At 61.4% G+C, this 25,542-nt stretch carries 18 protein-coding genes; 14 read left to right on the top strand and 4 right to left on the bottom strand.

The window, feature by feature from the left end; translation table 11 throughout:
• Positions 1–2 precede the first annotated feature (2 nt).
• Complete coding sequence (locus QSV77_RS20705) at positions 3–779, top strand: IclR family transcriptional regulator (protein WP_302735284.1); 777 nt, start codon at positions 3–5, stop codon at positions 777–779.
• A 2-nt stretch (positions 780–781) separates the two neighbouring features.
• Here the strand turns inward: QSV77_RS20705 and QSV77_RS20710 are convergent, their stop codons facing one another.
• Positions 782–2,083: an NtaA/DmoA family FMN-dependent monooxygenase gene (locus tag QSV77_RS20710; protein WP_302734895.1), complete on the bottom strand. Its 1,302-nt coding sequence runs from the start codon at positions 2,081–2,083 to the stop codon at positions 782–784.
• 214 nt (positions 2,084–2,297) lie between these two features.
• On the opposite strand from QSV77_RS20710, the gene QSV77_RS20715 reads away from it, so the two are divergent.
• From QSV77_RS20715 to QSV77_RS20745, 7 genes are all read left to right on the top strand, one after another.
• The gene (locus QSV77_RS20715; RefSeq protein WP_302734896.1) at positions 2,298–3,098 is read left to right on the top strand and encodes an ABC transporter ATP-binding protein; all 801 of its coding nucleotides are present in this window, start codon (positions 2,298–2,300) and stop codon (positions 3,096–3,098) included.
• Entirely contained in the window at positions 3,095–4,108 is a 1,014-nt protein-coding gene (locus QSV77_RS20720) for an iron ABC transporter permease (protein WP_271363020.1), read from the top strand. Before QSV77_RS20715 ends, QSV77_RS20720 begins: the two co-directional genes overlap by 4 nt.
• Positions 4,105–5,169, top strand: a complete 1,065-nt coding sequence (locus QSV77_RS20725; protein ID WP_302734897.1) for an iron ABC transporter permease — start codon at positions 4,105–4,107, stop codon at positions 5,167–5,169. Before QSV77_RS20720 ends, QSV77_RS20725 begins: the two co-directional genes overlap by 4 nt.
• A gap of 23 nt (positions 5,170–5,192) precedes the next feature.
• The gene (locus tag QSV77_RS20730; RefSeq protein ID WP_271363018.1) at positions 5,193–6,146 is read left to right on the top strand and encodes an ABC transporter substrate-binding protein; all 954 of its coding nucleotides are present in this window, start codon (positions 5,193–5,195) and stop codon (positions 6,144–6,146) included.
• Between the two features lie 235 nt (positions 6,147–6,381).
• Entirely contained in the window at positions 6,382–7,221 is an 840-nt protein-coding gene (locus QSV77_RS20735) for a siderophore-interacting protein (RefSeq protein ID WP_302734898.1), read from the top strand.
• Positions 7,214–7,492: a phosphopantetheine-binding protein gene (locus QSV77_RS20740; protein WP_142842865.1), complete on the top strand. Its 279-nt coding sequence runs from the start codon at positions 7,214–7,216 to the stop codon at positions 7,490–7,492. Before QSV77_RS20735 ends, QSV77_RS20740 begins: the two co-directional genes overlap by 8 nt.
• 75 nt (positions 7,493–7,567) lie before the next feature.
• Positions 7,568–10,393, top strand: coding sequence for a condensation domain-containing protein (locus QSV77_RS20745; protein ID WP_302734899.1), 2,826 nt, complete (start codon positions 7,568–7,570; stop codon positions 10,391–10,393).
• Positions 10,394–10,588: 195 nt separating this feature from the next.
• Here the strand turns inward: QSV77_RS20745 and QSV77_RS20750 are convergent, their stop codons facing one another.
• Positions 10,589–11,935, bottom strand: a complete 1,347-nt coding sequence (locus tag QSV77_RS20750; protein WP_302734900.1) for a condensation domain-containing protein — start codon at positions 11,933–11,935, stop codon at positions 10,589–10,591.
• Between the two features lie 53 nt (positions 11,936–11,988).
• The gene (locus QSV77_RS20755) at positions 11,989–16,446 is read right to left on the bottom strand and encodes an amino acid adenylation domain-containing protein (RefSeq protein ID WP_368045861.1); all 4,458 of its coding nucleotides are present in this window, start codon (positions 16,444–16,446) and stop codon (positions 11,989–11,991) included.
• Positions 16,447–16,527: 81 nt separating this feature from the next.
• Between QSV77_RS20755 and QSV77_RS20760 the strand changes: the two genes are divergently transcribed.
• The 6 genes from QSV77_RS20760 (at position 16,528) to QSV77_RS20785 (ending at position 23,871) form a co-directional block, all read left to right on the top strand.
• Entirely contained in the window at positions 16,528–17,703 is a 1,176-nt protein-coding gene (locus QSV77_RS20760) for an isochorismate synthase MenF (RefSeq protein WP_302734901.1), read from the top strand.
• Positions 17,704–17,733: 30 nt separating this feature from the next.
• Positions 17,734–19,362 (top strand): (2,3-dihydroxybenzoyl)adenylate synthase, encoded by a 1,629-nt coding sequence (locus QSV77_RS20765; protein ID WP_302734902.1) that lies wholly within the window; start codon positions 17,734–17,736, stop codon positions 19,360–19,362.
• Positions 19,363–19,446: 84 nt separating this feature from the next.
• On the top strand, positions 19,447–20,316 hold the full coding sequence (locus QSV77_RS20770; RefSeq protein WP_271363009.1) for an isochorismatase: 870 nt from the start codon (positions 19,447–19,449) through the stop codon (positions 20,314–20,316).
• 13 nt (positions 20,317–20,329) lie between these two features.
• The gene (gene dhbA / locus QSV77_RS20775) at positions 20,330–21,085 is read left to right on the top strand and encodes a 2,3-dihydro-2,3-dihydroxybenzoate dehydrogenase (RefSeq protein WP_142842872.1); all 756 of its coding nucleotides are present in this window, start codon (positions 20,330–20,332) and stop codon (positions 21,083–21,085) included.
• 26 nt (positions 21,086–21,111) lie between these two features.
• Positions 21,112–21,828, top strand: coding sequence for a 4'-phosphopantetheinyl transferase (locus QSV77_RS20780; protein WP_302734903.1), 717 nt, complete (start codon positions 21,112–21,114; stop codon positions 21,826–21,828).
• A gap of 129 nt (positions 21,829–21,957) precedes the next feature.
• Entirely contained in the window at positions 21,958–23,871 is a 1,914-nt protein-coding gene (locus QSV77_RS20785; RefSeq protein WP_302734904.1) for a PhoX family phosphatase, read from the top strand.
• Between the two features lie 365 nt (positions 23,872–24,236).
• Here the strand turns inward: QSV77_RS20785 and QSV77_RS20790 are convergent, their stop codons facing one another.
• The gene (locus QSV77_RS20790; RefSeq protein ID WP_302734905.1) at positions 24,237–25,541 is read right to left on the bottom strand and encodes an HlyD family type I secretion periplasmic adaptor subunit; all 1,305 of its coding nucleotides are present in this window, start codon (positions 25,539–25,541) and stop codon (positions 24,237–24,239) included.
• Between the last annotated feature and the right edge of the window lies 1 nt (position 25,542).

The raw sequence follows: 25,542 nt of genomic DNA on the forward strand, positions 1-25,542 counted from the left end.
CCATGAATGACGATGCCGATGAGCTGCCTGAGAATGAGGGCGAGAAGCGTTCGGCGCTCATTCAATCCGTGTCGATCGCGGCGCGTTTCCTCGATCTTCTCGCAAAATCGGAGACGGCAGTCGCGCTTGGCGAACTGGCCAAACGCGCCGGCACCGGACGTTCGACCGCACACCGTTATATGCAGAGCCTGGTGCGTGAAGGACTGGTGACCCAGGATCCGGCAAGCGGTTGCTACGATCTCGGGCCGGCGGCGCTTGGAATAGGCATCAGCGCGCTGCGACGAATCAATCCGGTCGAGACCGCCGGTCGCCAGATGAAAAATCTGGCCTCGCAGATCGGCGCCAGCTGTGGCGTGGCGATCTGGACCGATCGCGGCCCGACGGTGGTGCAATGGCACAGGAGCGCCAGCTTCTCCATCAGCACCGTGGCGCTCGGTGATGTTCTGCCGCTGGACAACAGTGCCTGCGGGCTGGTTTTTCAGGCTTACCTGCCGGCTGATAGGATTGCCGCCGTGCGCAAATTACAGCCAGCCGCCTTTCGCGGCGCACGACCAGAAGCGAAGGTTCTCAACGCCATCCGCGAAGCAGGCGGTGCGGAACTCAACGAACATCTGTTTTCCGCTCTGACGGGAAAGGCGGCCCCGGTTTTCGACGCCCAGCGCGAAATCTGTTGTGTCGTCACCACCGTATCCTTCCTGGCGACCGCCGAGGCCGAGGGACATTTTTCGCGACTGCTCGAAGCGGCCACAAAGGCGACCGGCGAATCCGGCGGATCGTAATCCTATTCGGCCAGATGCTCCGCAAAGGTGTGGCCGGAATAGCCGGTGCGGAAAAGCCCGGCATCGCCAAGCCTGGGAAGCAACCGCTCCAATACCAGCCGTATTGACGCGACAGACCCGCCGGGCACCGCGACGAAACCGTCTATCGCACCGGCCTGCGCCCATTCCCGAATGGTTTCAAAAGCATCCTCCACGGTGCCGATGACCTGCCAATGGCCGGACCCCATCACTTCCGGCCTTTGCAGCAGGTCCCCGACGCTCAAGGTTTCCCGCTCGATCAACCGGCGCAAGAGGTTGGCATGGGTGCGACTTCTGGGTGTTTCAGGCGGCGATGGCAAATCCGAAACGGTGACGATCCGTGTGAGCGGCCAATCCGAGAGATCGAGGCCCGTCATGTCGCGGATGGAGGCAAAGGCACGGGCACGGTTGGCGCGAGCATGGGTCTCCGCGAAGAGTTCCAGCGCCTCCTTTTGGGTCTCCGCCAGATAGAGGCTGAGGCCCGGCATCAGCTTCACCCCATCCGGCTTGCGGCCATGCCCCTCGGCACGGCTGCGAAGATCCGCCCTGAGTTCGATGGCCGCCTGCATATCCGGCGTGGAGGCAAAGACCGCATCCGCCACCGACGAGGCAAAATCACGGCCTTCCGGCGACGCACCCGCCTGCACCAGCGGAATGCGGCTGGCATGGGCCGGCAGGTTGAGCGGGCCTTTGACGCTGAAGTGCGGCCCTTCATGCGCAACCGGCCGCACCAGCGAGGAATCGGCAAAACGCCCGCTTTCCCTGTCGAGCTTCAACGCCTCGTTCGGAAAACTTGCCCAGAGCTGCCGCACCACCTGCGTGAATTCGGCGGCGCGTTCATAACGCTCCTGCGGCGACGGCATTTGCTTGAGGCCGAAATTTTCGTGGCCGTCGAGGGCAGTGACGATGTTCCAGCCCGCCCGACCGTTGCTCAGCCAGTTCAGCGACTGAATCTGGCGGGCAACCACATAGGGTGGCAGAAAGGTCGTCGAAACCGTGGATAACAGGCCGACGCGACTGGTCTCCCGGGCGATTGCGGCGAGAAGCATGGTCGGGTCCATGCTGGCAAATCCGCCGCCGGTTTCCAGCCCTTCGGTGCGCAGAAAAAGCGTATCGGGCCGGAAGACGAAATCCACATGCGCCGCCTCGGCGCGCTGCGCCAGATCGACGAAGTAATCGCTGGAAAACACCCCATCTATATCGCTGTCCGCGCGCCGCCACGCCTCGCCGCTGAGCCAGGTTGGGGCCAGCGACATGCCGACATGGAGCTTGGCTGCGACTGACATGATGCACCTCGACTGAAATAACCGGGAAGAAATCTGCGGGTTGAATCGGCAAATTTCGATTTGTGGAGAGTTTTACTATAGTTTAGTGTCGCTTCAAGATCAGAGCATCGCGCTTGCCGGAACGAGACCCGTTTTTCGCAAGATCGATATTTAAATTCAAATACTTATAACGGCTTCGCGGCATCTCGACGCATGGCCGAATGAATAACAGGAGTTGTATCCGGTGCTTGACGCGACGGACCTTCACGCCAGCTACGGACACGTCCCCGTCTTGAGAGGACTGTCCGCCCGTTTCCAGGCCGGGCGGGTGACGGCGCTGGTCGGCCCCAATGGCTGCGGCAAGTCGACGCTGTTGAAAACCATCATGGGTTTCCTGCCCTTGTCATCAGGTACAATAAGGCTTGGCGAGCGTCTGATCGGCGAAATCGAACGCCGGGAACTCGCCCGCCGCATCGCCTATCTGCCGCAGGAATGCCATTGCCCTGACTATATGACGCTTGGCGAGTTGGTTGAGCTTGCCGGTTACGCCCGTTACGGGCTTGGCGGCGGCCCGACCGAGCGCGACCGCACACTTTTTGCCGAGGCGCTGCAGACCGTCGGGCTGGAAGACAAGGCAAAGGCACAGGTCAACACGCTGTCCGGCGGCCAGCGCCAGCGCGCCTTCATCGCCATGGTGCTGGCGCAGGATACCGACGTGATCCTGATGGACGAGCCGGTCAACCATCTCGACATGAAATATCAATATGCCGTTCTCGGCCTTGTGCGCGAATTGACCGACAGGCACGGCAAAACCGTGATCGTCGTACTGCACGATCTCAACCTCGCCTCCACTTTCGCCGATGATGTCATCATGCTGAAAGCCGGACGGGTTCTGGCCTCAGGGCCGGTTGAAAAAACGGTCACCCCTGAAAATGTCGCCGAGGTTTTCGATCTGGAAGCCGATATCTTCTCCCGTCAGGGGCGGCTCATCTGCGTGCCCAGGCTGGAGCGGCAGGAACAGGCCATTCCGGCATGACCTCGAAAATAACGCTGATTTTTGCCGCCGCGCTGCTGCTGGCCGCCATCCTCACTATCAATCTGCTCGTCATGAGCGGCGACATGCCGCTTGCCGAAATCGCGGCAACGCTCTGGCGCGGCGAGGCCGACACCTATGAACAGTCGGTGCTGCTCTACCAGCAGATCCCGCGCTCGCTGATCGCGATCTATGTCGGGGCGACTACAGCCGTCAGCGGTTGCGTGCTGCAGGGGCTTGTCCGCAATCCCCTCGCCTCACCCTCTACTCTGGGCTTGAATGCCGGCGCGACGCTTTTTGTGGTTGCCGGCGCGCTGGTGTTCGATCTTTCCCCGGAGATGCAGGGATTAGTGGCACTCATCGGCGCCGGTCTCGGCTTTGGCGCCTGCTTCTTCGTCGCGCGCCTTGCCGGACGGTCGAACGATCCGCGCGGCCTGTCGCTCATCCTCGCGGGTGCGCTGGTTTCGATGCTGCTGATCGGCGTAACCAATGCCCTGCTGTTATCAAATCCGACACGGCGCAGCGAATTTCTGAGCTGGGTCGGCGGCAATATCAACCACGTCTATGCCGAGCGCCTTACCGATTTCTGGTGGATCGGAGCCATTGCGCTGGTGATTTTGTTGTCGGTAGCACGACCGCTGACGCTCGTTCTGCTGGGCGCGGAAAAGGCCGCCTCCGCCGGTGTGAACGTGACGCGTATTTCCCGGGTCGCGCTCTTCGCCACCATGCTGGCGTCGGGTTCGGCCGTGGCGATCTGCGGCCCGATCGGTTTCGTCGGCCTCATCGTGCCGCATATGGTCCGGCCGCTGGTCGGCGTGAACTTCACGCTCGCTTTGCCGGCGTCCGCCCTTGTCGGCGCGGGTCTCTGCGTGCTGGCCGATCTTGGCGCGCAAACCCTGTTTGCGCCTTATGTGGTCAATACCGGGCTGTTCATGGACCTGCTCGGCGGCCTCGTCTTCATCGTCATCGTCAAGCGCTTTTATCTTTCGCCTTCGCAAAGGGGGCTGTCATGAAACGACATTTCGCCACCGACGGCAAAGCGGTGCTCAGGCTGCCGAGCGGTCTGCAAATCGGCATCGGCAATCTGAAGGCCGGTGTCGCGCTGATGGGGCTTGCGCTTGTGCTCGCCGCCATATCCGTCAGCCTCGGCAATACCGAAACAGGTCTATTAGACCTTTTGCGCGGCCTTGCCGGCGGACATCTGGGCGACGATCAGGCCTATGCGCTATGGACGGTGCGGCTGCCGCGCATTCTGCTCGGCTTCATGGCCGGCTGGAGTGTGGCACTGGCAGGCGCCATGCTGCAATCCGTCGCCCGCAATCCGCTCGCCGATCCCGGCCTGTTTGGTCTGAGCCAGGGGTCGATGACCACCATCATGCTGCTTCTGGTGCTGGTGCCGGCCGCGCCGAAAACCATGGTAGCGCTGGCGGCCGTCGGCGGCGGTCTGGCTGTGGCCTTCCTCCTGATCACCCTCGTTGGACGTGAACGCTCCAGCGGACTTGCCATTCTGCTGATGGGCATAGCGATCGAATCCGCCCTTTCCTCCGTCTCCTCTGTGCTTCTGCTCTACACGCCGGCGGAAACGTCGCTTTCACTGGCCAACTGGATGGCGGGTTCGCTGTTTCAGGCAAGCTGGTCGACCATCCTCGTTTTCGCGCCCCTCTTTGCCGCAAGTCTCGCCGGCATCTTTCTGCTCGGCCGGGCGCTTGCGGTCTTCGATCTCGGCAACGAGATGGCCATGGCGCTTGGCGAAACCATCAGACATTCGCGCCCGCTCGTCATTGTTTTCGCGGTCATCCTCAGTGCCTCAGCCGTCACGGCGGTCGGCCCGCTCACCTTTCTCGGCGTCATCGCCCCGCATCTCGCCACTTTCGTTTCGCCCGCCGTTGGCCGGGCCAGGCTTTTCCTGTCGGGGCTGACCGGCGGCATATTGGTGGTAACCGCCGATACGCTGTCGCGCGGGCTGGTGGCTGATACGCCGATGCCGATCGGCCTTGCGCTGACGCTGATCGGCGTGCCGCTTTTCATCCTCACGCTGCGCCTGCAGGCGCTGCGCAGAACCAACAGCCATTGAATGAACTGAATAAAGGGAATGCCATGCGAATTGCCATCCTACTCGCCGCCTTTCTGACCGCTGGAACGAGCCTTGCCGCCGAGCGCAGCGTGACCGATGCCGCCGGCCGCACCGTCTCCGTTCCGGAAAAGCCGCAGCGCATCGTCGTCATGCATGAGCCGCTCCTGGGCGTGCCGCTGATGGATCTCGGCGCCAATGTGGTCGGCGCCTATGGTCGCAATAGCGACGGCAAATTCGCCACCGCCGTCGATTTTATCGATACCGTTCTTGGCGAAGGCCGTACGAAACCCAAGGGTTTTGGCGCAGTCGGCCAGATTGATCTCGAAAAGCTGCGGGCGCTGCAGCCGGATCTGATCGTGGCAACGGAAATGGATGGCGGCAAGGCCGAGCAGCTTTCCACCATAGCGCCCGTCTATCTGCAAAAGGTCAGCACCGGCCATGTCTATGGTTTCAACGTGGAAGAAAATCTTGCCGGTCTCGTGGGTCGGAGCGACGCTTTCGCCGAACGCCGGAAAGCCTATGACACCAAACTTGCCGCCGTCAAAAAGACGCTGGGCGAAGATGTCAAGGGCAAGACTTATCTGGCGATCCTGCTGACCGACCAGATCAATGCTGTCGGCGACATGTCCGGCGCGGTGCAGGCACTGGAGGATCTGGGTTATGCCCGGCTGAAAATCGATAACGCCGCCTCTTCCGGCGGGCTTGGCTCCACCCTTACCATGCCGCTGAGTGCCGAGGCTTTCGGCAAGCTCAATCCTGATCTGCTGGTGGTGATGAACAGCTATAACAGCCCTGCCCGCGGCGAGGATGGAACGCGCGCGGCACTGGAAAAGATCATTCCCGGCTGGGAACGTTTCGTGAAACCGGCCCGCGAAGGCAGGATTGTGTTCCTCGATTCCACCAGGGTCACGACGCCTTCCATTCCCAGCGCCCTGCACACGCTGGACGCGGTGGAAGGCTGGGCGGGCCGCCCCTGATATTCTTGAAAACAGCGCGTACCGGCGCGTATCTCATGCGCCGGCCATAAACTTGAGTTTTTGTGTAAAGTTATATTGCGACGGCCGGAAGCGCCTGTTATGGTTTGCACATCTTGAAGCAACGATGCCGGATTATCGCGCCGGATGACACTTCCGATTAGCGATTATCCCGCACGCCGATCCGGGACAGCGAGACTGCCGAACCCGTCGGCAACATCCCACGAAAGACAACAGCATGAGCATAACCGACAGCATTGAAACCGCCGTTCCGGACCGTACTCCGAAACGTCATCGCCACGCCGTCAAGCTGCGCTGCCTCGATGTTGCGCGGGTGGAACAGCTCAGCCGGTCCATGGTGCGCATCATCCTCACCGGACCGGAACTGGAGGGCTTTGCGAGCCTCGGTTTTGACGACCACGTCAAGATGTTCTTCCCGCTTCCCGGCGAAACCGTGCCGAACCTGCCGGTGATCGGCCCGAACGGCCTTGAATTCCCGGAAGGCGCACCGCGCCCGCTGGCGCGCGACTATACGCCGCGCAGCTTCGATGCTGAGAAAGGCGAACTCGCAATCGATTTCGCCACCCATCATGACGGCCCTGCCAGCAACTGGGCGAAAGCCGCAAAGGTGGGCGACCGGGCGTGGATCGCCGGTCCACGCGGCTCTTTCACCGTTCCCTTCACCTATGATTGGCATTTGCTGATCGCCGACGATACCGGCCTTCCGGCGCTGGCGCGGCGGCTGGAAGAAATGCCGGAAGGCACACGGGCTGTGGCGCTGATCGAAGTTGAAACGGATGCGGACCGTCAGGACATCGCCACAAAGGCTGACGCTTCGATCATCTGGGTGACGCAAAACACCGCGAGCGGAACCGATCACGACGCATTGACTGACGCGTTGCGCAAGCTTGAGCTGCCGAAGGGTGATTTCTGCAGCTGGGTCGCCTGCGAATCCAAGACCGCAAAGGAGATTCGTGCCCTCCTGATCGAAGAATTCGGCGCAAACCCGAAATGGACGCGCGCCTCCGGTTACTGGCGGCGCGGCGCCAGCGGCGTTCACGATCATTTCGATGAATGAGCCCACGGCGGCGGCGGATGTCATGCTGGAGGCGGGAACGATGCTGACAGACCTCAAGGCCCTTCTTGCCGAGGTTCTGGAGGATGAGGCGCACGATATCGAACCGGGGGACAACCTGTTCGGCCACGGGCTTCATTCGCTCGCCCTCATGCGCCTCATCCCGCCGCTTTCGCAGCTTGCCGGAACGCGTCTCGACTATGACGAGCTGGCCCGGCAGCCCACTCTTGCCGCCTGGCAGGCGCTGATCGAACGGGCGCGCGTGGGAGACTGATCCCCGCCAACAGGATTTTTCGCGCCTGGCGCGATGTCCCTGAACATTTCCCAGAACATGTCCAAGGAGAGGACCATGGCAGCAGACAATACGCGTATGCTCGCACGTCGCATCGAAGAGAGCTTCGACAGAGGCGACGCAGCACCGCCGAGCCAATATGAAGAGCAGATCTGGTTCAAGCAGTTTCAGGACCCCGATCAGGTCTTCCGGCATCTTCTCGCCTACCGCATCGGCGAAGAATGCGACCTGTTGCGCCTGACCGCAGCGCTGAAGACGATCGGCGAAGCATGGCCCGAGCTTCGCGTACGCTTTGCCTTCGGAGAGGATAGCGCCCTTTCAAAAAGCATCGAAGCCCTGTCCGCCTCCGATGTGCAATTGCTGCAGGTGCCATCGTCAGCGGAAGCCCTCGCCCTTCTGCACGACCTTCAGGCAAGGCCCTTCGACGCCGAAACCGACCCGTCCTTCCAGGCGGTGGTGCTGTTGAATGAAGGGGAAATCCTGCTGGCCTTCCTGGTCCATGGCCTGCTCGGCGAAGTCCTCTCGCCGCAAATCCTGCTGGATGGCATTTCCGCCGCCTATGCCGGTGAGACACCAAAACCGCTTTCCGCTCGCAAGGTCGAAGATGGCGGTATCAACCCGCTTCCACTCGGCTGGCTGCAGCGCCCGGCCTCCGGTTCAGCCGTCGTGGCGTTGCGGCAAAACAGGCTGGAGAGGCCGGCAAGCCACAGCCATGGCGTCGATCTTCCCGCCACGCTGCTCGGCCTCAACAGCTCTACCGCGACGAATGCACTTCTGGCGCGTGCCGGTGCGCGTTTCGCCCTGTTCCTCGCGGCAGGCGACGGTCCCGAAACCGTGACGCTCCGGCTGCAAAACGATGCCCCTACGCCACCTTCAGCGGAGGCTGCATCGCAGATATCGATCTCGCGTCACCAATCGCCCGAACAGGCTGAAAAAACCGTACTGGCAGGACTGGAACAGCGAAACGACAATGATGACGCGCCCGCCACCTTCACACTGCATGCGTTGGCGGCGCCTGTTCAGCCCGTATCGGAGCATGGCCTCCAGTTCGAACCCCTGCTCCTGCCTTCCCTGCAATCCGGTCTTGGCCTCACCCTCGCCGCCGGCCCGACAGTCGCTGGCGACATCCGTCTCGAACTGACGGGCGGTAAGGAAATGTCGCCGCATGCGACGGCCTTCCTGCTGGAGCGTTTCGTCAGCCATCTCGAAGGCGGCGCAGATTTTTCCGGCATCGTACCTCAAAATGCCTCTGCAGCACCGGAGCAGCCGGCTCGCCTATCCGTCCACCCTGGCGATGACGCCACCGCCACGACCATCCTTGCCGAATTCCGAGAGGCGCTTGCCTCACCCGATATGGGACCGGACGACGATTTCTTCGATTTCGGCGGTCATTCGCTGATTGCCACCCGCATCATCGGGCGTTTGCTCGCCAATCACGGCATAGAGCTGCGTTTCAACGACCTCTTCAGCTATCCAACCGCCGCCGCGCTCGCCACACAGGCGACCCGCCTCGAAACTGTTGCGCCCGCACATGCGGAAGCGACGGAAACCGGCTCGCTGACCGCGCCGCTTTCGCTGGCGCAGATGTCGCTCTGGAAGGCCTATGCCGCCTTCGGTTTCGGCGAGATATTCAACATCCCCTTCGCACTCGATTTCCTCGATCCCGTCGATGAAAACGCTTTCGAATGCGCCTTCCTCGACATCATCGAGCGCCACCCCGGCCTGCGCACCCATTTCTACGTCGAAAACGACATGGTGCTGCAGAAGATCGTGCCGATGCATGACCTGCCCGGCTATAAATGGTTCTGGACCAGCGAAGAAAGCCAGGGCGTGGACCGGCATTCGGAAGCCGGCTGGCGGTTCGATCTTGAGCGTGAATTGCCGATACGGCTGCGCTTCCTGCGGGATGCACAGACCGGCCGGCAGGTGCTGTCCTTCCTCTTCCACCACATCGTCCTGGACGAATGGTCAGTGAACCTGATGATGGACGAACTGACCGAAGCCTACCGGGCAAGAATGGCCGGCAAGGCGCCGGTCTTTGCAACCAAACCTGCGCCCTTCCATGAATTTGCCAGAAAACAGGTCGCCTCAGGCGTCAATGCCGGCCACCTTGCCTATTGGACCGATATGTTGCGGGATGCGCCGAAGGGCCTTGCCCTCAACGGACAGGATAGCACCCCGCAGGAGGCATCGCAGGATGAAGCACCGGCAGGCGGCTGGATCGAGTTCAAGCTGGAAAAACATGTCAGCGACGGGCTTTACGCCATTGCCAAGCAGAACAGCGCCTCGCTGTTCAACGTAGTTTATGCGGCAATCGCCGCATCGCTGCGCCATCTGGGTGGCTTGACCGATCTCGTGGTCGGCACCTCGGCTTCGGGCCGTACGGATAGCGGATATTTCGACACCATCGGCTATTTCACCACGGTCGTCGCCCATCGCGTACGCTTCGGCGAGAACATGACCGTTGGCGAGCTGATTTCTTCGGTGAAGAACACCATCAACGGTTCGCTGGACCACAGCGAAATCCCGATCGATCTCGTTGAGGAAGCGCTGGGCATGACGCCGGGCCGCGACCATCTGTTCGAGGTCTTCATCCAGATTCACGCCAGGAACAAGCTGAATGGCATGCTTGCCGGACCAGATGGCAAACCGGTGGAGTTTCGCCAGATCGACCCCGACAAACACGAATCCATGCTTGGCCTGCAATTCGAGGTGATGGAAGAGACGATCGGCGGCGAGCGCTCCATTCGCGTGCTGATGAGCTACCGTTCGGACCGCTACGGCCCACAGGACGTCGAGCGGCTGCGCAACACCACGAGCGGCGTCTTCAGCCGCTTTGCCGAAGCCGGCGCTTCGAACCGCGTGCTGACAACGCTCGCCTGAGCTGGAATTGGGGCAAGGAAAACCCGGCTTCGCTTAGCGGAGCCGGGTTCAATTTGTTGGCAAAATCCTGAAAGCCCTCCTCCGTCATGCTCGGGCCTGTCCCGAGCATCTGCAACGCCTCGACTTATTGGACGTGATTAGATCCTCGGCACAAGGCTGAGGATGACGTAGAGTATAGGGGAGGCGTTATCGCCCTCAGACCGCCAGACGGAACGCCGTGGACGCCTCCGCCGCCACAAGCGTCAGCGCCTCTTCGCGCAGCATGGCATCGAGGAACAATGGCAGTTCCGCGCGGTAACGGGCGAAATCCTCCGCTTGCGTCAGCGTTGAATCCGCATCGATATGCAGGTTCAGGTCGCTGCCGTCATCTTCGCCACGGAAGGTGAGGTTGAATCCATCGCCGGGACCATTGGCCAGAATGTGCCGCGCGACGCCGAGCCCGGCAAAAACCGGCGCGCTGAAGGGCAGGACATTGATGAGCGGTGAAAAGAAGAAGCGCCGGCCCTTCGAGATTTCCCGGTCGGCAGCAATCTGCTCGATGCGGTAACGGCCATGCAGGCGTTGGCGGCGCAGATTGGCGGCATTGCGCGCCAGAAATGCGCCGACGCTTTCCTGTGGCTCGATCGTAAGGTGAAAGGGCAGGATATTGACGAGCATGGCCGGCATATGCGCACCGACACTGCCCCAGCGGCTCATGAAAGGCAGCCACAAGGTCAGCACATCACGGTCCGGACGGGGCAAAACCCGGTGAAGATAAAGACCGGACAGCAATACCAGAAGATCAGGCCAGCCAATTTCCAGACGGCCGGCTATCTGCTGTAACCGCATGCTGAAACCCTGTGGCAAGGCCGCATCGGCATGCAGGCCGCCGCCGCCGTAATCCTCGCAATCCTTGTCCAGCACGGGCAGATCGGCGGATGCTGAAAGATAGGTCGCCCAGAAATCGCGGTCCTTTTCGAAACGCCGGCTTTGCCTGTAGGCATCCTCTTCGGAGAGGAAACTGGCGAAGGGGTGGAAATCCGGTCCCGCTTCGCCCTTACCGCAATAATGTCCGTAAAGCTGGCCGCAACGCTGCTCCACCAGCGTCAGCCCATAGCCATCCACGACGATGTGATGGGCGCGGATGTACCAGAGATAACGATCATCGGCGATGCGGTAGAGCAGCTGCGCGGAAAGCCTGTCGGTTCTGAGGTCCAGCCTCGCCTCCACATCGGCGTTCATGCGCCGCAGCGCCTCTTCAAAGGGCGCTTTATCCGTACGGAGATCGACAAGCGCCACCACCGGGGCATGGCCGGCATCGCAGCATTGCTGCGGCGTCTCGCCATCCGCACCGATGCGAAAACGGATCGACAGAACCTCGGACTCGCGCACCGTGCGGGTGATCGCCTGAAGGAGCGCGCTTTCGTTCACCGCCCCCGAAAGATCGATATAATGGGCGACCGTGGAAACCGGCTCGTCGGGATGGAAGGAGAACTCCTCCCAGAAATCGAGTTGCGGCTGGGTCAGTGGAAGCCAGCCGCCGGCAGGATCGATATGCGCCATCTGTTTTTCCTTGAACTATTCCTGTTGCCGGGCGCCGCCCGAATTGGTTGGGATCACGCCGCCTTCGCAGCCAGAAGCGAAGTTACCTGCCTGGCGTTGCGGCACCGCAGAAGCTGCTGCGGCGTCAGTTCAACGCCAAAGGCGGTGCGGATTTCCGCCGAAACGGCCTTCAGATGCGATGGCAGGAGGCCAAGTGCGAGCAGATCACTGCCTGCATCCACCGTCGCCGATTTTTTGCCCAGCACACCGAGATAGATATCCAGCACCCGGCGGTCGCCCTGATCGACGGCGGCAGCCGCAGGTGCGGAGATTTTTACCGGTTCCGCGCCACCCACCGCAGCCATCAGCAACTCCCGCGCCCGGCGGCGATCCGGCTTGCCATTGGCCGAAAGCGGCAGGTCATCAACCTTGAGGAACCGGCCAGGCACATGCGATTCCGGCAGATGGTTGCGGGCGAAATTGCGCAGATCAGCGCTGGAGAGTTCAAGGCCGGGCGCAGTGACATAAAGCACGCCAATGGCGGCCTCGCCCTTTTGCTCGACGCCATAGTCCACCACCAGCACCCGCTGGACGGCGGGATGGCGAATGAGTTCGTTTTCCACATCCGGCAGCGAGACGCGCGCACCGCGCACCTTGACGTAGCCATTGACCCGGCTTGCAAACATGATCTTGCCATCCGGCCGGTAGCGACCCCGGTCACCGGTACGGAAGGCGCGCACTGGCTTGCCTTCGGGATCATCCACCGTGACGAAATCCGTCTGGGTGACGGCACCGTCCTCCAGATAACCGATCGCTACATTCACACCGACCGTATGGATGCGGCCAACCACACCGGCCGGGCAATGCTGGCCCTGATCGTTGAGGATGAAATAACGATTGGCCGGCAGGGGATGGCCATAGGGGATGGCCGCGACGTCCTCCGCAACGATCTCGTGCCAGATGCTCCAGATAGTCGTTTCAGTCGGGCCGCCGAGCGATATCAGCCGCAGATCGGGCTTCAGCCGGCGCAGCTCTTCGATGATGACGGGCTTGATGTAATCGCCGCCCTGCGCCACGAGCCGGAGTGACGCAAGCTGGTCGCCACGGCGGCAGGACAGCAGCATTTCAAGGATGGCCGGCACGGAGCACCAGAGCGTCACGCCATGTTCGGCCACCAGTTCGTTCCAGCGCACCGCATCCTTTTCCTCGCCCGGTTCCGGCAGCACCAGCGTCGCGCCTGCGACCAGCGCGCCGAGAACATCGAAGACCGACATGTCGTGGTGCAGCGGCGTGACCGAAATGAACACGTCCTTTTCCGTCACCGCCCATTCCGCAAGCGTGCTGCCGATGACATTGGCGGTGGCGCGGTTGGAAAGCACGACGCATTTCGGCTTGCCGGTGGTGCCTGACGTGTAGAGATAATAAGCCGGCTCCTCGCTGCGGGACAACGCCCCCAGCTCCGCCAGGGGAACAGGCGTTCCCGCCGGTGCGGGCGTGGCGAGAAGCACCTCCGGTTCGACGGCCTCGAAGCTCTGCGGAACGCTGCGGGCAACGATGATGGCCGGGCGGCAATTGGTCAGCAGATAGCGCAGCCGGTCTTCCGGCGAGCCGGCATCAACAGGCACCCAGATGGCGCCTGTCAGTGCCGCGGCGAGCGTGATGGCCGTATGTTCAGGGCTGCGCGGCAGGCACACCGCCACCACATCTCCTCGACCTATATTACGGGCCTTGAGGCCTGCCATCGCACCGGCCACCATCTCACCGAGTTCACCGTAAGAGATGCGCCGTTTACCGCTGACGAGCGCGGTGCGCGACGGGTCACCCTCGAAAAGATGCGCGGCGATCCGTTCCAGAAATGGCGGGCAGACGAAACTCCGCTCGTCGCCGTTCAGCCGATAATGGGACAGGTCGACAATATCCCGTGTATTGAAAGCGTAAGCGCCGTTATCCGTGATCGCGGCAATCGTACGCTCGATGGCCGCGAGAATATTCCCGACCATTGCGGCATCGATCGCCTCTTCGGCATAGTCGATATCGAGGACGAGATCACCCTGCGGATTTTGCGAAAAGCGGAAGTCCAGCGCCACCTGCGGCGTCTGCGTGAGACCGTCCTTCCAGCGCATGGTCGATTCGGGCGACAGCGTCGGCCAGCTCAGGCCGTTGGTGATGACCACCGGCAAAGCGAGCCCGCCCGCATTGGCATTGAGAAGCACGCGGTTGAGGTCGATGCCAGAAAAAGCAAGGTGATTCAGGCCTTCCAGCACATCCGTCTGCAGCCCCGCGGCCCGCTCGGCAAAGTCCCCTTTTGCCGCATTCCATTCGACTGCAATGAAGCTCGAACGATTGGCGAAGGCCCCTTCCACCTGCGGGGCGACAGGAATGCCGACAACGAGGGCGCCCTCATTCAGCCAGCGCGACAGCACATCGAGAATCACCGCCGTCAGCGCCGAATTCTTGAACAGCCGTACTTTCGCACCGATACGTGAAAAGGCGGCAAAGCGCTGTTTTTCAACGGTCAGGCTCTGACGGCTGTAACGCGAGACGGCGATGGTTTCGAGCGGAGCTTTCCACGGCAGCTGCGACGGCACTTTGGCAGTTTTCAGCTTTTCCGTCCAATAGGTGGCATCTTCGGCACGGGCCGCCGCCATATCTTCTTTCGGCGTTTTGGCCACAGCGGCAACCTCCGCCGGCAGGACGCCATCGAAAAGTTCCGCCGCAAGGCTCGCTATCGCACGGCCATCGAGGATGAGCGCATCGAAACGCAGAAAAGCCACGACACGGTCAGCCGTTGCCTCACGCGCCGGGAGGCGGAAGACCGTAACCTGCCAGGGAGAAGCGGCGAGATCGAAATGGGCATGGGAAAAATCCCGTCGCACGGCGTTCATCCGCGCTTCCGCCTCGGTAGAAGACAAAGCGGAAAGATCAACAATATCAAGGTTGATCTTCAACTCGTCGCTGACGACCTGCACCAGACGTCGCTCATCGATGCGGGTGCGCAGGCTCTCATGTCGCTCCACCATGGCGGCGAGACGTGATTGAAGCAGGGACGGGTCGATGCTGCCGCGATATTCACGAAACTCCTGCATCGCCACGCCGCTGAGCGGCAGATGGGTGCCACGACCAAGAAGATAGGCCTGTTGCAAGGGTAAGAGAGGACGTTCCATCGATTTTCCTTTCGCCTCGGCTGCCGGTTTCGGCTGCTGTGCGCCAAATCGTTCCACGCTTTCGGAAACGAGATCGGGTCTATCCGCCAGCTGGCGAAGTAGGCCTGTGTAGGCTTCAAACAGGGCGCGCAACCAGCTTTCCGGCAGGGCGTCGAGCCGCACATCCCAGTTGATCAGCAGACCCCCATCGAGCGCCGCGACCTGCGCATCCAGCGCGACCCCCGGCCCTTGCGAGACGGTGTGGACCATGGGGCCGAACACACGTCCGACCCTTTCCGAAAACAATTCCCCGCCCACCAGATCGACGCCGGCGGTAAAGACCACGGGTGAGTTCTGCAAACCGCCGCGCAGACGGGAGAGGTCGCGCATGACGCTGACGCCCGGATAGGACTGGTGAGCAAGAACGTCGCTCATCTCGTTAAACAGCCGCCGGAGCAGCGATTCGAGGCTTTCATCCGGCCTGATTTCAACGCCGAGTACCAGCACATTGGAAAACTCGCCGACGATGCCATCGACCCCTTCCACCAACGGCGCGCGCCAGAAAGCCGGCACGGACAGCCTGAACTTTTGCGCCTGTGTCACCTGCGACAGTGCCACGGCGAAAACACCGAGCAGCAGCGCCGATGTCGTCACCGAGCAACGCCGCGCCGCCTGCTCCAGACTGCCTCGTTCGGCCGCTGAAAGCATGGTGGCGAAGCGATCCGTGTGAACGGCACGGGTGGCGTCTTCCGGCAAAAATGGCAGCGGCGGCGCATCGGGAATATCCGCAATATGCTGTCGCCACCACAGTCGGTCTCTTTCACGCAGGGTCCTCTGCTCCGGATCGGAGGCAAGACGCTCCACCCAGTCGAAAAAGGATGGTGCCACCTCTTCAGAAAGCGCGGTTTCGTCTTTGCCTTCGCCCTCTTCGTAAAGCCGGGCGAGATCCTCCATCACGATCCGAACGCTGGCGGGATCAACCGCCAGCATGTCGGTATCCACATGCAACCGGCTGCGTCCCTGCGGCAGCAGGCTGAGCGAGATCGCCGCCGGGGATGCGGTGCACAGATCGGTCTGCCGATGGCTCCAGTCCCGCCGTTTTGCCTCGAGCCGGTGCGCAAGAGCCTCCGAATCGAGGGCGGTCAGGTCTTCGACATCAAGGCGGAGTGGCCGGCCGAAAGGGTCGACGGATTGGCGCCCTTCCGCATCGATCCTGAGGCTCAGCATGGGGTGACGCCGGCAAAGCTTTTCGACCGCAATGGCCAGTTTTTCCGCGACAAATCCTTGCCCGTCGAACTCGAGGTAAAGATGGGGCGTAACTTTTCCGAGTATCCCATCCGCCTCTCGACCGACCCAATAGGCCACCTGCATCGGGGTTAAATTTCGCATGTGAGTTTGCACCGATTGACAAAACATGATTATCATAATCAAGTATAAGCCATCGTCAACCACTCGAACAGGAGGCATCCCATGAAAACGGGAGCACTCAGGACGAATGACGTCGAATCCGACGAAATTACTGATTTTAATAGAGAATTTTTGTTTACCTCCGGCACTGGGCAGTTGCGGGCCGAAGGAATTCGCGAAAGGATAACGCTTCCAGCCCGCGGTGGCGAAGACATGGCAAGCCCTTTACAGCAGGCGATTAAGGGCGCTTTCGAACGGGCACGCCGGGCTGGACAGGACAATCCGATCGCGATTGGCGCAATCCCCTTCGATGTCAGCGAACCGTCATGCCTTTACATCCCAAACAACCATAAGTGGAGTCCGCGCGACGCGGTTCCGGTCGCCACTGATTCGGCCATGCCGGCGCTTGTCGGCCAAAACAGCCTGCCGGACGAGGCCGGTTTCAAACATGCCGTCGAGCATGCCATTCTCAATTTCCGCCATTCCGAAGTGCGCAAGGCGGTGCTTTCCGTCATGCGTGAACTGACCTTCGCCTCCGAGGTCAATGTCGAGAGATTGCTGGCCAGCCTCGCCAAGCAGAATCGCGAGGGTTACCAGTTCCGTATTCCGCTTCCGGAGGGCGGCGACCTGATCGGCGTCAGCCCGGAACTGCTCATCCGCAAGCAGGGTGAGAAGATCATCTCGAACCCCCTGGCCGGATCTGCGAAACGCATGACCGACCCGGTGGCGGACAAGGCCAATGCGGACCGGCTTTCGGCGTCGGAAAAGGACCACTACGAGCATAGTCTGGTCATCGAGGATATCCGCTCGCTGCTTTCGCCATGCTGCGCGGAACTCGACGTTCCGGAAAAACCCTCCCTCATCAATACGGCCGCGCTCTGGCACCTTTCGACGCGCATCGAAGGCCGCCTAGCCGACCCGGAAACCAACGCGCTGCAACTGGCGTGCCTGCTGCACCCGACACCGGCCGTTTGCGGTTTCCCGACCGAGCGCGCCCATCGCCTCATCCGTTTCGTCGAACCCTTCGAGCGTGGCCTGTTCACCGGCATGGTGGGCTGGACGGATGCGCAGTGCGATGGCGAATGGGTAGTGACGATCCGCTGCGGCACCGTGCAGCACCAGACCGTGCGGCTTTTCGCCGGCGCCGGCATCGTGGAGGCCTCGGAACCCGAATCCGAATGGGCCGAGGTGCAGACCAAGCTCAGAACCATGCTGAATGCCTGCGGTCTTTCCGCCTGAGCGCGACCGAACTTTCCCCGGGGACAAACCATGACAATCGAATTTGAACGCTGGCCCGACGACCTGGCGCTCCTATACCGCGAGCGCGGCTATTGGATCGACAGGCCATTGAGCAGCATCCTCACCGAACAGGTGCAGCGCCAGCCGGATGCGACGGCGCTGATCTGCGGTGAGCGCCGCTTCACCTATGCCGAACTCGACCGGCAATCCTCCAATCTCGCAGGCCATCTTGCGGCGGCAGGCATCGGCAAGGGCGACACGGCGCTGGTGCAATTGCCTAACATCGCCGAGTTTTATCTCGTCTTTTTTGCACTGATCAAAATCGGCGCGGCACCCGTCAACGCGCTCTTCAGCCACCGCCGGCTGGAAATGACCTCCTATGCGGAACAGATCGCGCCCAAACTGGTGATTGCCTCGCGCAGCCATGAGCTTTTCGCCAATGACGCGTTTCTGGACGGGCTTAAGGCTTCCTCTCCGCAGCTTTCCCTGACCCTGTTGCTGGGCGCGACGGAGCAGCAACGCAGCCTTGAACAGATGCTTGCCGCGCCTGCGGAAAATCCGCCGGCCTACGCCCCTTCGGCGGCAGACGAGGTGGCGCTGTTCCAGCTCTCCGGCGGCAGCACCGGAACGCCGAAACTGATCCCCCGGACGCATAACGATTACGATTACAGCGCCCGGGCCAGCGCGGAGATTTGCGAACTCTCGCCGCAAACCCGTTTTCTTTGCGCCATTCCGGTGGCTCATAATTACCCAATGAGTTCGCCCGGTGCGCTGGGCGTGTTCCACGCCGGCGGCACGGTGGTCATGGCCGCCAATCCGGAACCGCTTGCCTGCTTCGATCTCATCGAAAAACACGGCATCGACATGGTACCGCTGGTACCGCCGGCCGTGGCGTTGTGGTTGCAGGCAGCACCCGCACATCGCCAAAGGCTGAAATCCCTCAGGCTGTTGCAGGTTGGTGGCGCAAGCTTCGCCGAAGCGCTGGCCCGCCAGGTGCCGGAGGTGCTGGGTTGCGCGCTGCAGCAGGTCTTCGGCATGGCCGAAGGTCTGGTGAACTATACCCGCGCTGGTGATCCCGATCATCTCGTCTTCACCACTCAGGGGCGGCCGATTAGCCCGGATGACGAAATCCGCATTGTCGACGAAGATGGCAATGATGTGCCCGAGGGCGAGGCCGGCATGCTGGCAACCCGCGGCCCCTATACGTTCCGGGGCTATTACCACGCGCCAGAACACAGCGCCCGGGTCTTCGACAAACAGGGCTTTTATTACTCCGGCGATGTGGTGCAGCGCACACCCGAAGGGTATCTGCGGGTCGTCGGCCGGGTGAAGGACCAGATCAACCGCGGCGGCGAAAAGGTTGCCTCGGAAGAGGTGGAAAACCTGATCCTGCGGCATCCTGATGTGACGCATGCCGCACTGGTGGCGATGCAGGACGAACTTCTCGGTGAGAAAAGCTGCGTCTTCGTCGTCTCGCGCAATCCCGCGCTGAAAGCGCCGGCCATCCGCCAGCATCTCGCCGCCCTCGGGGTTGCGGATTACAAGCTGCCGGACCGGGTACGTTTCATCGACGCCATGCCGCTTACCGCCGTCGGCAAGATCGACAAGAAACACCTGCGCGACCTGCTCGCGGCGCCCCCTGTCGCCGTCAGTGCCTGACACGCGCTCTTATCGAAAGGGACGCTCGACAGGGCGCCCCAAATCACTATGCGCCGCCCGGCGCGCCAAACCACCGAGGTCTTCATGACGATCCCCACTATTTCCGATTATCCGATGCCGGTTGCCGCCAGCTTTCCGGCCAACAAGACAAAATGGCAGCCCGATGCCAAGCGCGCCGTGCTCCTCATCCACGACATGCAGCGTTATTTCCTGCGGTTCTACGAGGCCGACGGCAAACTGATGACGACCCTCATCGACAATCTCGCGAAGGTGAAGGCATGGGCGGTTCAGAACGGCGTACCGGTCATCTACACGGCCCAGCCGCACGACCAGCCGCCCGGCGACCGGGCGCTGCTGAACGACATGTGGGGACCGGGCCTCACCGTCGTGGACCCGGAACTGCAGAAGGTGGTGGATAAGCTTGCCCCGACACCTGATGACGTGGTGCTGACCAAATGGCGCTACAGCGCCTTCCAGCGTTCCGATCTTGCCGAACGCATGAAGGGCTGGGGCCGCGACCAGATCATTGTCGGCGGCGTTTACGCCCATATCGGCTGCATGATGACGGCGGTGGAAGCTTTCATGAAGGATATCCAGCCCTTCATGATCGGTGACGGCGTCGCCGATTTTTCCGAGGCCGAGCACCGCATGGCGCTGCAATATGTGGCGACACGCTGCGGCGTGGTGATCGACACCGCAAGCCTCGTCGGCGCCGGAGAGACTGCCGACACCCGCGAATGGCTGAAAGCCCGTGTCCTGCAGCTTGTGGAGGACGAAAGCGATATCGACCCCGACGAGAACCTGATCTTTTACGGGCTGGATTCCCTGCAGGTCATGAAACTCGCCGGCGAACTGAAGGAACGCGGCGTCACCGTCGGCTTCGATGAGCTTGCGCGTGTGCCCACACTTTCCGCCTGGTGGACACTGATCGACGAAAAGCGGCTTGCAGCCTGAGCGGACAGACAAGATGACGCAACAGAGATTTACCGGGCGGCGTGTGCTGGTGACGGGCACGGCCCAGGGCATCGGCCGCCGCATCGCCGAACGTTTCATCGAGGAAGGGGCCGAAGTCATCGGCCTCGACCTTCTGGCCGGCACAGAGGAAGCACCCTTCCGCCAGATTGCCCTCGATATCACCGACGCCGCGGCGGTGGAGGGAGTATGCAAGGCAATCGAAAGCGAATGGGGCGGTCTTGATATCCTCGTCAACGCCGCAGGCATTTTGCGGCTTGGCGACAGCGAAAGCCTGACGCCGGAGGACTGGAAAGCCTGCATGGATGTCAATGCCGCAGGCCCGTTCCATCTGCTGCGGCAATGGAGTGGCGCCTTCAAACGGCAGCGGCGTGGCGCGATCGTCAATGTCGGCTCCAATGCAGCCGTGGTGCCGCGCATCGGCATGATGGCTTATTGCGCTTCCAAGGCGGCGCTGGTTAGCCTCAGCCATTGCGCCGCCCTAGAGCTTGCGCCCTATGGCGTGCGCTGCAACGTGGTCTCGCCCGGCTCTACCGATACGCCGATGCTGGCCGGCATGCTGAGCGATCCCACCGGCAAGGAACGACTCGTCGCCGGGCTGCCGGAGCAGTTCAAGCTCGGCATTCCGCTTGGCAAGATTGCAAGACCGGATGATATAGCCGATACGGTGCTGTTTCTCGCCTCCGATCAGGCTGGCCACGTGACGATGCAGCAGATCGTGGTTGATGGCGGCGCAACGCTCGCGGCCTGATCTCGTCGGCGTAGTGAGGGACAGATATGGCGATCATGCCAGCATTGCATAACGAGACTGTTTCTGGCAACCAGCCGGAAGCCGTCTGGCCGTGGCCGGATGACAGCAGCGATTGCCATTGCCTCACCCTTCGTTACAGCCCCGACGACGAAACCGGTGGCAGCATCGCCCCTGCCCTGCCCGCACAGCTGCTGCGGGCGGTGCCGAGACGCAAGGCGGAGTTTCTGGCGGGACGCAGATGCGCGGCGGAAGCCATACGCCGCCTTACCGGCCACGCATCATTTCCCGGAATGGGAGAGGACCGCGCGCCGATCTGGCCCGAAGGTGTGGTCGGCGCGATTTCTCATAGCAGTGATCGGGCAATTGCCCTTGCCGGCTCCAGCGGCAGGTTTCTCGGCATCGGTATCGATATCGAGAAACGCCTGAGCGAAGAAGAAGCCCGTGATATTGCCTCGCAGGCCTTGACGGCGCGTGAGCTTCACAGCCTTGGAAACATTGTCGATCCCTTCATGACCGGGCTCATTTTTTCGGCCAAGGAGAGCCTGTTCAAGGCGCTTTATCCGACGGTGAAACGGCTTTTCTTTTTCGAAGCGGCCGAATTATCCGCTTACGACGCGGATGGCTCGGGGTCGCTTCGCCTGACCGCCGACCTTACCGGTAACTGGCTTGAGGGAACGGAGATCGCCTTCCGCTTTGGCCATTTCGAAGACCTCCTGCTCACCCGCATCCTTCTCCCGCAATGAGGGAAAAACAACGGTTTCTGTTCCCATAAACTCATATTTAAAGCCACTCCTCCCGTCATCCGTGTGAAATACTCAAACGATACGCAGCTTGTTGGAATGATTCCAAACATGCAACGGTGGAGACACGACATGACCGACATCGATACGAGCAAGCTGTCCTGGGACGAATGGGATGAACTGCAAAACCCGCCGCCGGCCGAAACCGATTTCGACCGCGTGGTCGAAACCGCGATTTCCCGCCGCGGTTTCCTCGGCGGTGTGCTGGCCTTCGGCTCGGCCGCAGCTGCCATGGGCACGCTCGGCAACCTGATGGCAAGCACTTCGGCCGAAGCGCAGGAAGCCGCCGCTGGCCGCTTCCCCTTCAAGCCGGTGGCGGCCGCAACCGACCACACCATTCACGTGCCGGAAGGTTACAGCTGGAAGCCGGTTGCCAAATGGGGTCAGCCGCTGTTTTCCAACGTTCCCGATCTCGACCCGGCCAAGGGTGTCAGCGTTGAAAACTCCGACAAGGTCTTTGGTGAAAATACCGACGGCATGGAACTCTTCATGGTCGGCGCTCACCAGCTGATCGCCGTCAACCATGAATATGTGAACCCTGAAATCAACCTGCCGCACACGGACAAGGGCAACCCGAAGACGGCCGACGACGTGAAGATCCTGCAGAACATGCAGGGCGTTACCGTCATGGAAGTGGCGGAAGGCAACGAGGGCTGGGAAATCGTTCTCGACAGCCCGTTCAACCGCCGTATCCACCACAACACGCCGATGAAGCTTTCCGGCCCGGCCGCGGGCTCCGATCTCGTCAAGACCGCCGCCGATCCTGATGGTATCGACTGTCTCGGGACCTTCAACAATTGCGGCGCCGGCCGCACGCCATGGGGCACCTACCTCACCTGCGAAGAAAACTTCAACGGCTATTTCGGCACCACCGATACCGCCTTCAAGCTGCCTGATGACTACAAGCGTTATGGCATCGTGGCCGAAACCCGCTACGCTTATGAGAAGTTCGACGCGCGTTTTGACGTTGCCAAGAACCCGAACGAGCCGCGCCGCGCCGGTTACGTGGTCGAGATCGATCCTTCGGACGCCTCCTCCACCCCGATCAAACGCACCGCGCTTGGCCGCATCAAGCACGAAAACGCCGCCGTGGTGATTGCCCGTGACGGCCGCGTCGTCGTTTACATGGGTGACGACGAGCGTGGCGAATTCCTTTATAAATTCGTCTCCAACGGCATTTACGTGCCGGGCGGCGACACCTCCAGGCTGCTCGACGAAGGCACGCTTTATGTCGCCAAGTTCGCCGATGACGGCGCAGGCGAATGGGTGGCTCTGACGCCGGAAAGCACCGGCATGAAGATCGACGAAATCTGCGTCTTCACCCGCCAGGCCGCCTCCAAGGTGGGTGCGACCACCATGGACCGTCCGGAATGGGTCGCCATCAACCCGGTCGCCATTGAAGCCTATTGCGCGCTGACCAATAACAGCCGCCGCGGCGAAATGAAGGACGGCAAGCTGCGTTCGAATGCCGGCGGCGACGCCATGGCCATCAATGCCGCCAACCCGCGCGAGAAGAACGAATACGGCCAGATCGTGCGCTGGTATCCGGAAAATGACGACCATGCGGACGCGAAGTTCAAGTGGGACCTGTTCTGCATGGCCGGCAATCCTTCCGTGCACAAGGATGCCTTTGCCGGCTCCTCGAACATCAACGAAGGCAACATGTTCAACTCGCCCGACGGCATGATGTTCGACAGTACTGGTCTCCTCTGGATCCAGACCGATGGCGAGGACAGCAACGAAGGCAACTTCGCCGGCCAGGGCAACAACCAGATGCTGGCGGGCGACCCGGCCACCGGCCGCATCGAGCGTTTCCTGACGGCACCTAAGGGTTCCGAAGTCACCGGCCAGACCTGGTCCGGCGACAAGCGCACCCACTTCGTCGGCATCCAGCACCCCGACGCCCCCTTCCCGGATGGCGAAGGCAAGCTGCCACGCTCGGCCGTCGTCGCCATCAAGCGTGACGATAACGCGCAGATCGGCTGACATTTTCGTGCGAACGGAGCCGGATTGCCATAGATTGCGATCCGGTCCCGCAATAAAAAGCACCGTGCGCCTGACGGGCGCACGGTGTGAGGCTGACGATAAGTACGAGCAGCCTTGTCGTCATGCCGATCTCAAACCGGCTCCAGTTGCGACGCGCCTGCGCCACGAGACTATTTTCTCCTGCAACCGACGACTTGATCACCCTGCCGTACCCGCTTCGCTATGACGGAGATGCATGCGGATATTGCGGATCAGCCCGAAACCCGGGCTTTGCAGGGCTCCGTCGGCGGTTCGGCACCGCATATGCGAAGGACACACAGCCTTTATAGACCGTCTCCATTTTTTTTGTTCGGTGCCGCAGCCTCTCAAACCTCGCGGAACGTCCGGTTGGCCTGGTCGAGCAGAGGTTTGAGAAAATACGACAAAACGCTTCTCTCGCCGGTGGTGATAAAGGCCTCCACCGGCATGCCGGGCATCAGGCTGAATTCCCCAAGCCGCTTTATCTGCTCCGGAGAGGTTGCGACACGCACCACGTAATGGCTGGCACCCGTTCGCTGATCCACCGTCACATCCGCAGAAATGCGCTCCACCGTTCCGGTGATTTCCGGCGTGGTCTTCTGATTGAAGGCAGAGAAACGCAGGTTTGTCCGCTGACCATAATAGATCTGGTCAATATCCTGCGGCGCAACCTTGGCCTCGACCACCAGCTTGTCGACCTCAGGGACAATCATCATGATCGGCTCACCGGGTGCCACGACTCCGCCGACGGTGTGCACTGAAAGCTGATGCACGACACCATCCTGCGGCGCGATGATATCGACACGTTTCAGCTGGTCTTCAGCCGCCACGCGCCGCTCGACATATTCGCCGATGCGGGCTTCCATTTCACGCAGGTCCGAGCCGACTTCCTCCGACCATTGCTCATCAACCTGGAGAATCTGTAGTGCCGTTTCACTGATCTTCGCCTCGACGCCGCCAATGCCCGCCATCAGCCGGCCGATATCCCCTTCGATATCCGTCGCCTGACGCTCCAGCGTGCTGAGCCGACTTCTTTCCATCAGGCCCCTTTCATGCAGCGAGCGAAAGCGGCTCAATTCCTCATCGACCATCCCTTGCTCGCGGAAATTCGCTGCGCGCTCGGATTCCATGCCGGTTATCTCATCTCGAAGCTGCCGCACGCGCTGTTCGAGCTGGCTTTTTTTGCTTTCACGGACAGCCTTGCGGGTTTCATAAAGACGCTGCTCCGCGTTCATCATCGCAGCAATCTCTGCGTCATCGGCCCGAACAAGCAAAGCCTGCGGAAACACCACACTGTCGGCCCGGTCGCGCTCACTTTCAAGCCGCGCCTTGCGGGCGGTGAATTGATCGAGGCTTTTGACAACGATGGCCAGATTGGCTTTGGTCATTGTCGCATCGATACGCATCACCACATCACCGGCCTTCACCCGATCGCCGTCGCGAACCATCAGCTCGCTGACGACACCACCCGCCGGATGCTGGACTTTCTTGAGGCTGGTTTCAACCACCAGCGATCCCTGCGCAATCACCGCGCCGACGATCTCCGTGCCAACCGCCCAGCCGCCGAACAGGCCTGTCAGCGTCAGAAATCCGAGACCTCCGACAACAAGGTGATTGCGGATCGAGCGCCTGAGTGTCTGCCATTCATCCATT

This window comes from Agrobacterium sp. V1 (genome assembly GCF_030518355.1).
GTDB classification, from domain to species: Bacteria; Pseudomonadota; Alphaproteobacteria; order Rhizobiales; family Rhizobiaceae; genus Agrobacterium; species Agrobacterium cucumeris.

Excerpts from the sequence above, each read along its gene's own strand:
- QSV77_RS20790 (WP_302734905.1), bottom strand. The coding sequence starts at position 25,541 with ATGGATGAATGGCAGACACTCAGGCGCTCGATCCGCAATCACCTTGTT.
- dhbA (WP_142842872.1), top strand. The coding sequence starts at position 20,330 with ATGACGCAACAGAGATTTACCGGGCGGCGTGTGCTGGTGACGGGCACG.
- QSV77_RS20770 (WP_271363009.1), top strand. The coding sequence starts at position 19,447 with ATGACGATCCCCACTATTTCCGATTATCCGATGCCGGTTGCCGCCAGC.
- QSV77_RS20730 (WP_271363018.1), top strand. The coding sequence starts at position 5,193 with ATGCGAATTGCCATCCTACTCGCCGCCTTTCTGACCGCTGGAACGAGC.
- QSV77_RS20785 (WP_302734904.1), top strand. The coding sequence starts at position 21,958 with ATGACCGACATCGATACGAGCAAGCTGTCCTGGGACGAATGGGATGAA.
- QSV77_RS20705 (WP_302735284.1), top strand. The coding sequence starts at position 3 with ATGAATGACGATGCCGATGAGCTGCCTGAGAATGAGGGCGAGAAGCGT.
- QSV77_RS20735 (WP_302734898.1), top strand. The coding sequence starts at position 6,382 with ATGAGCATAACCGACAGCATTGAAACCGCCGTTCCGGACCGTACTCCG.
- QSV77_RS20750 (WP_302734900.1), bottom strand. The coding sequence starts at position 11,935 with ATGGCGCATATCGATCCTGCCGGCGGCTGGCTTCCACTGACCCAGCCG.
- QSV77_RS20745 (WP_302734899.1), top strand. The coding sequence starts at position 7,568 with ATGGCAGCAGACAATACGCGTATGCTCGCACGTCGCATCGAAGAGAGC.
- QSV77_RS20755 (WP_368045861.1), bottom strand. The coding sequence starts at position 16,446 with ATGCGAAATTTAACCCCGATGCAGGTGGCCTATTGGGTCGGTCGAGAG.
- QSV77_RS20760 (WP_302734901.1), top strand. The coding sequence starts at position 16,528 with ATGAAAACGGGAGCACTCAGGACGAATGACGTCGAATCCGACGAAATT.
- QSV77_RS20780 (WP_302734903.1), top strand. The coding sequence starts at position 21,112 with ATGGCGATCATGCCAGCATTGCATAACGAGACTGTTTCTGGCAACCAG.
- QSV77_RS20765 (WP_302734902.1), top strand. The coding sequence starts at position 17,734 with ATGACAATCGAATTTGAACGCTGGCCCGACGACCTGGCGCTCCTATAC.
- QSV77_RS20710 (WP_302734895.1), bottom strand. The coding sequence starts at position 2,083 with ATGTCAGTCGCAGCCAAGCTCCATGTCGGCATGTCGCTGGCCCCAACC.
- QSV77_RS20720 (WP_271363020.1), top strand. The coding sequence starts at position 3,095 with ATGACCTCGAAAATAACGCTGATTTTTGCCGCCGCGCTGCTGCTGGCC.
- QSV77_RS20725 (WP_302734897.1), top strand. The coding sequence starts at position 4,105 with ATGAAACGACATTTCGCCACCGACGGCAAAGCGGTGCTCAGGCTGCCG.
- QSV77_RS20740 (WP_142842865.1), top strand. The coding sequence starts at position 7,214 with ATGAATGAGCCCACGGCGGCGGCGGATGTCATGCTGGAGGCGGGAACG.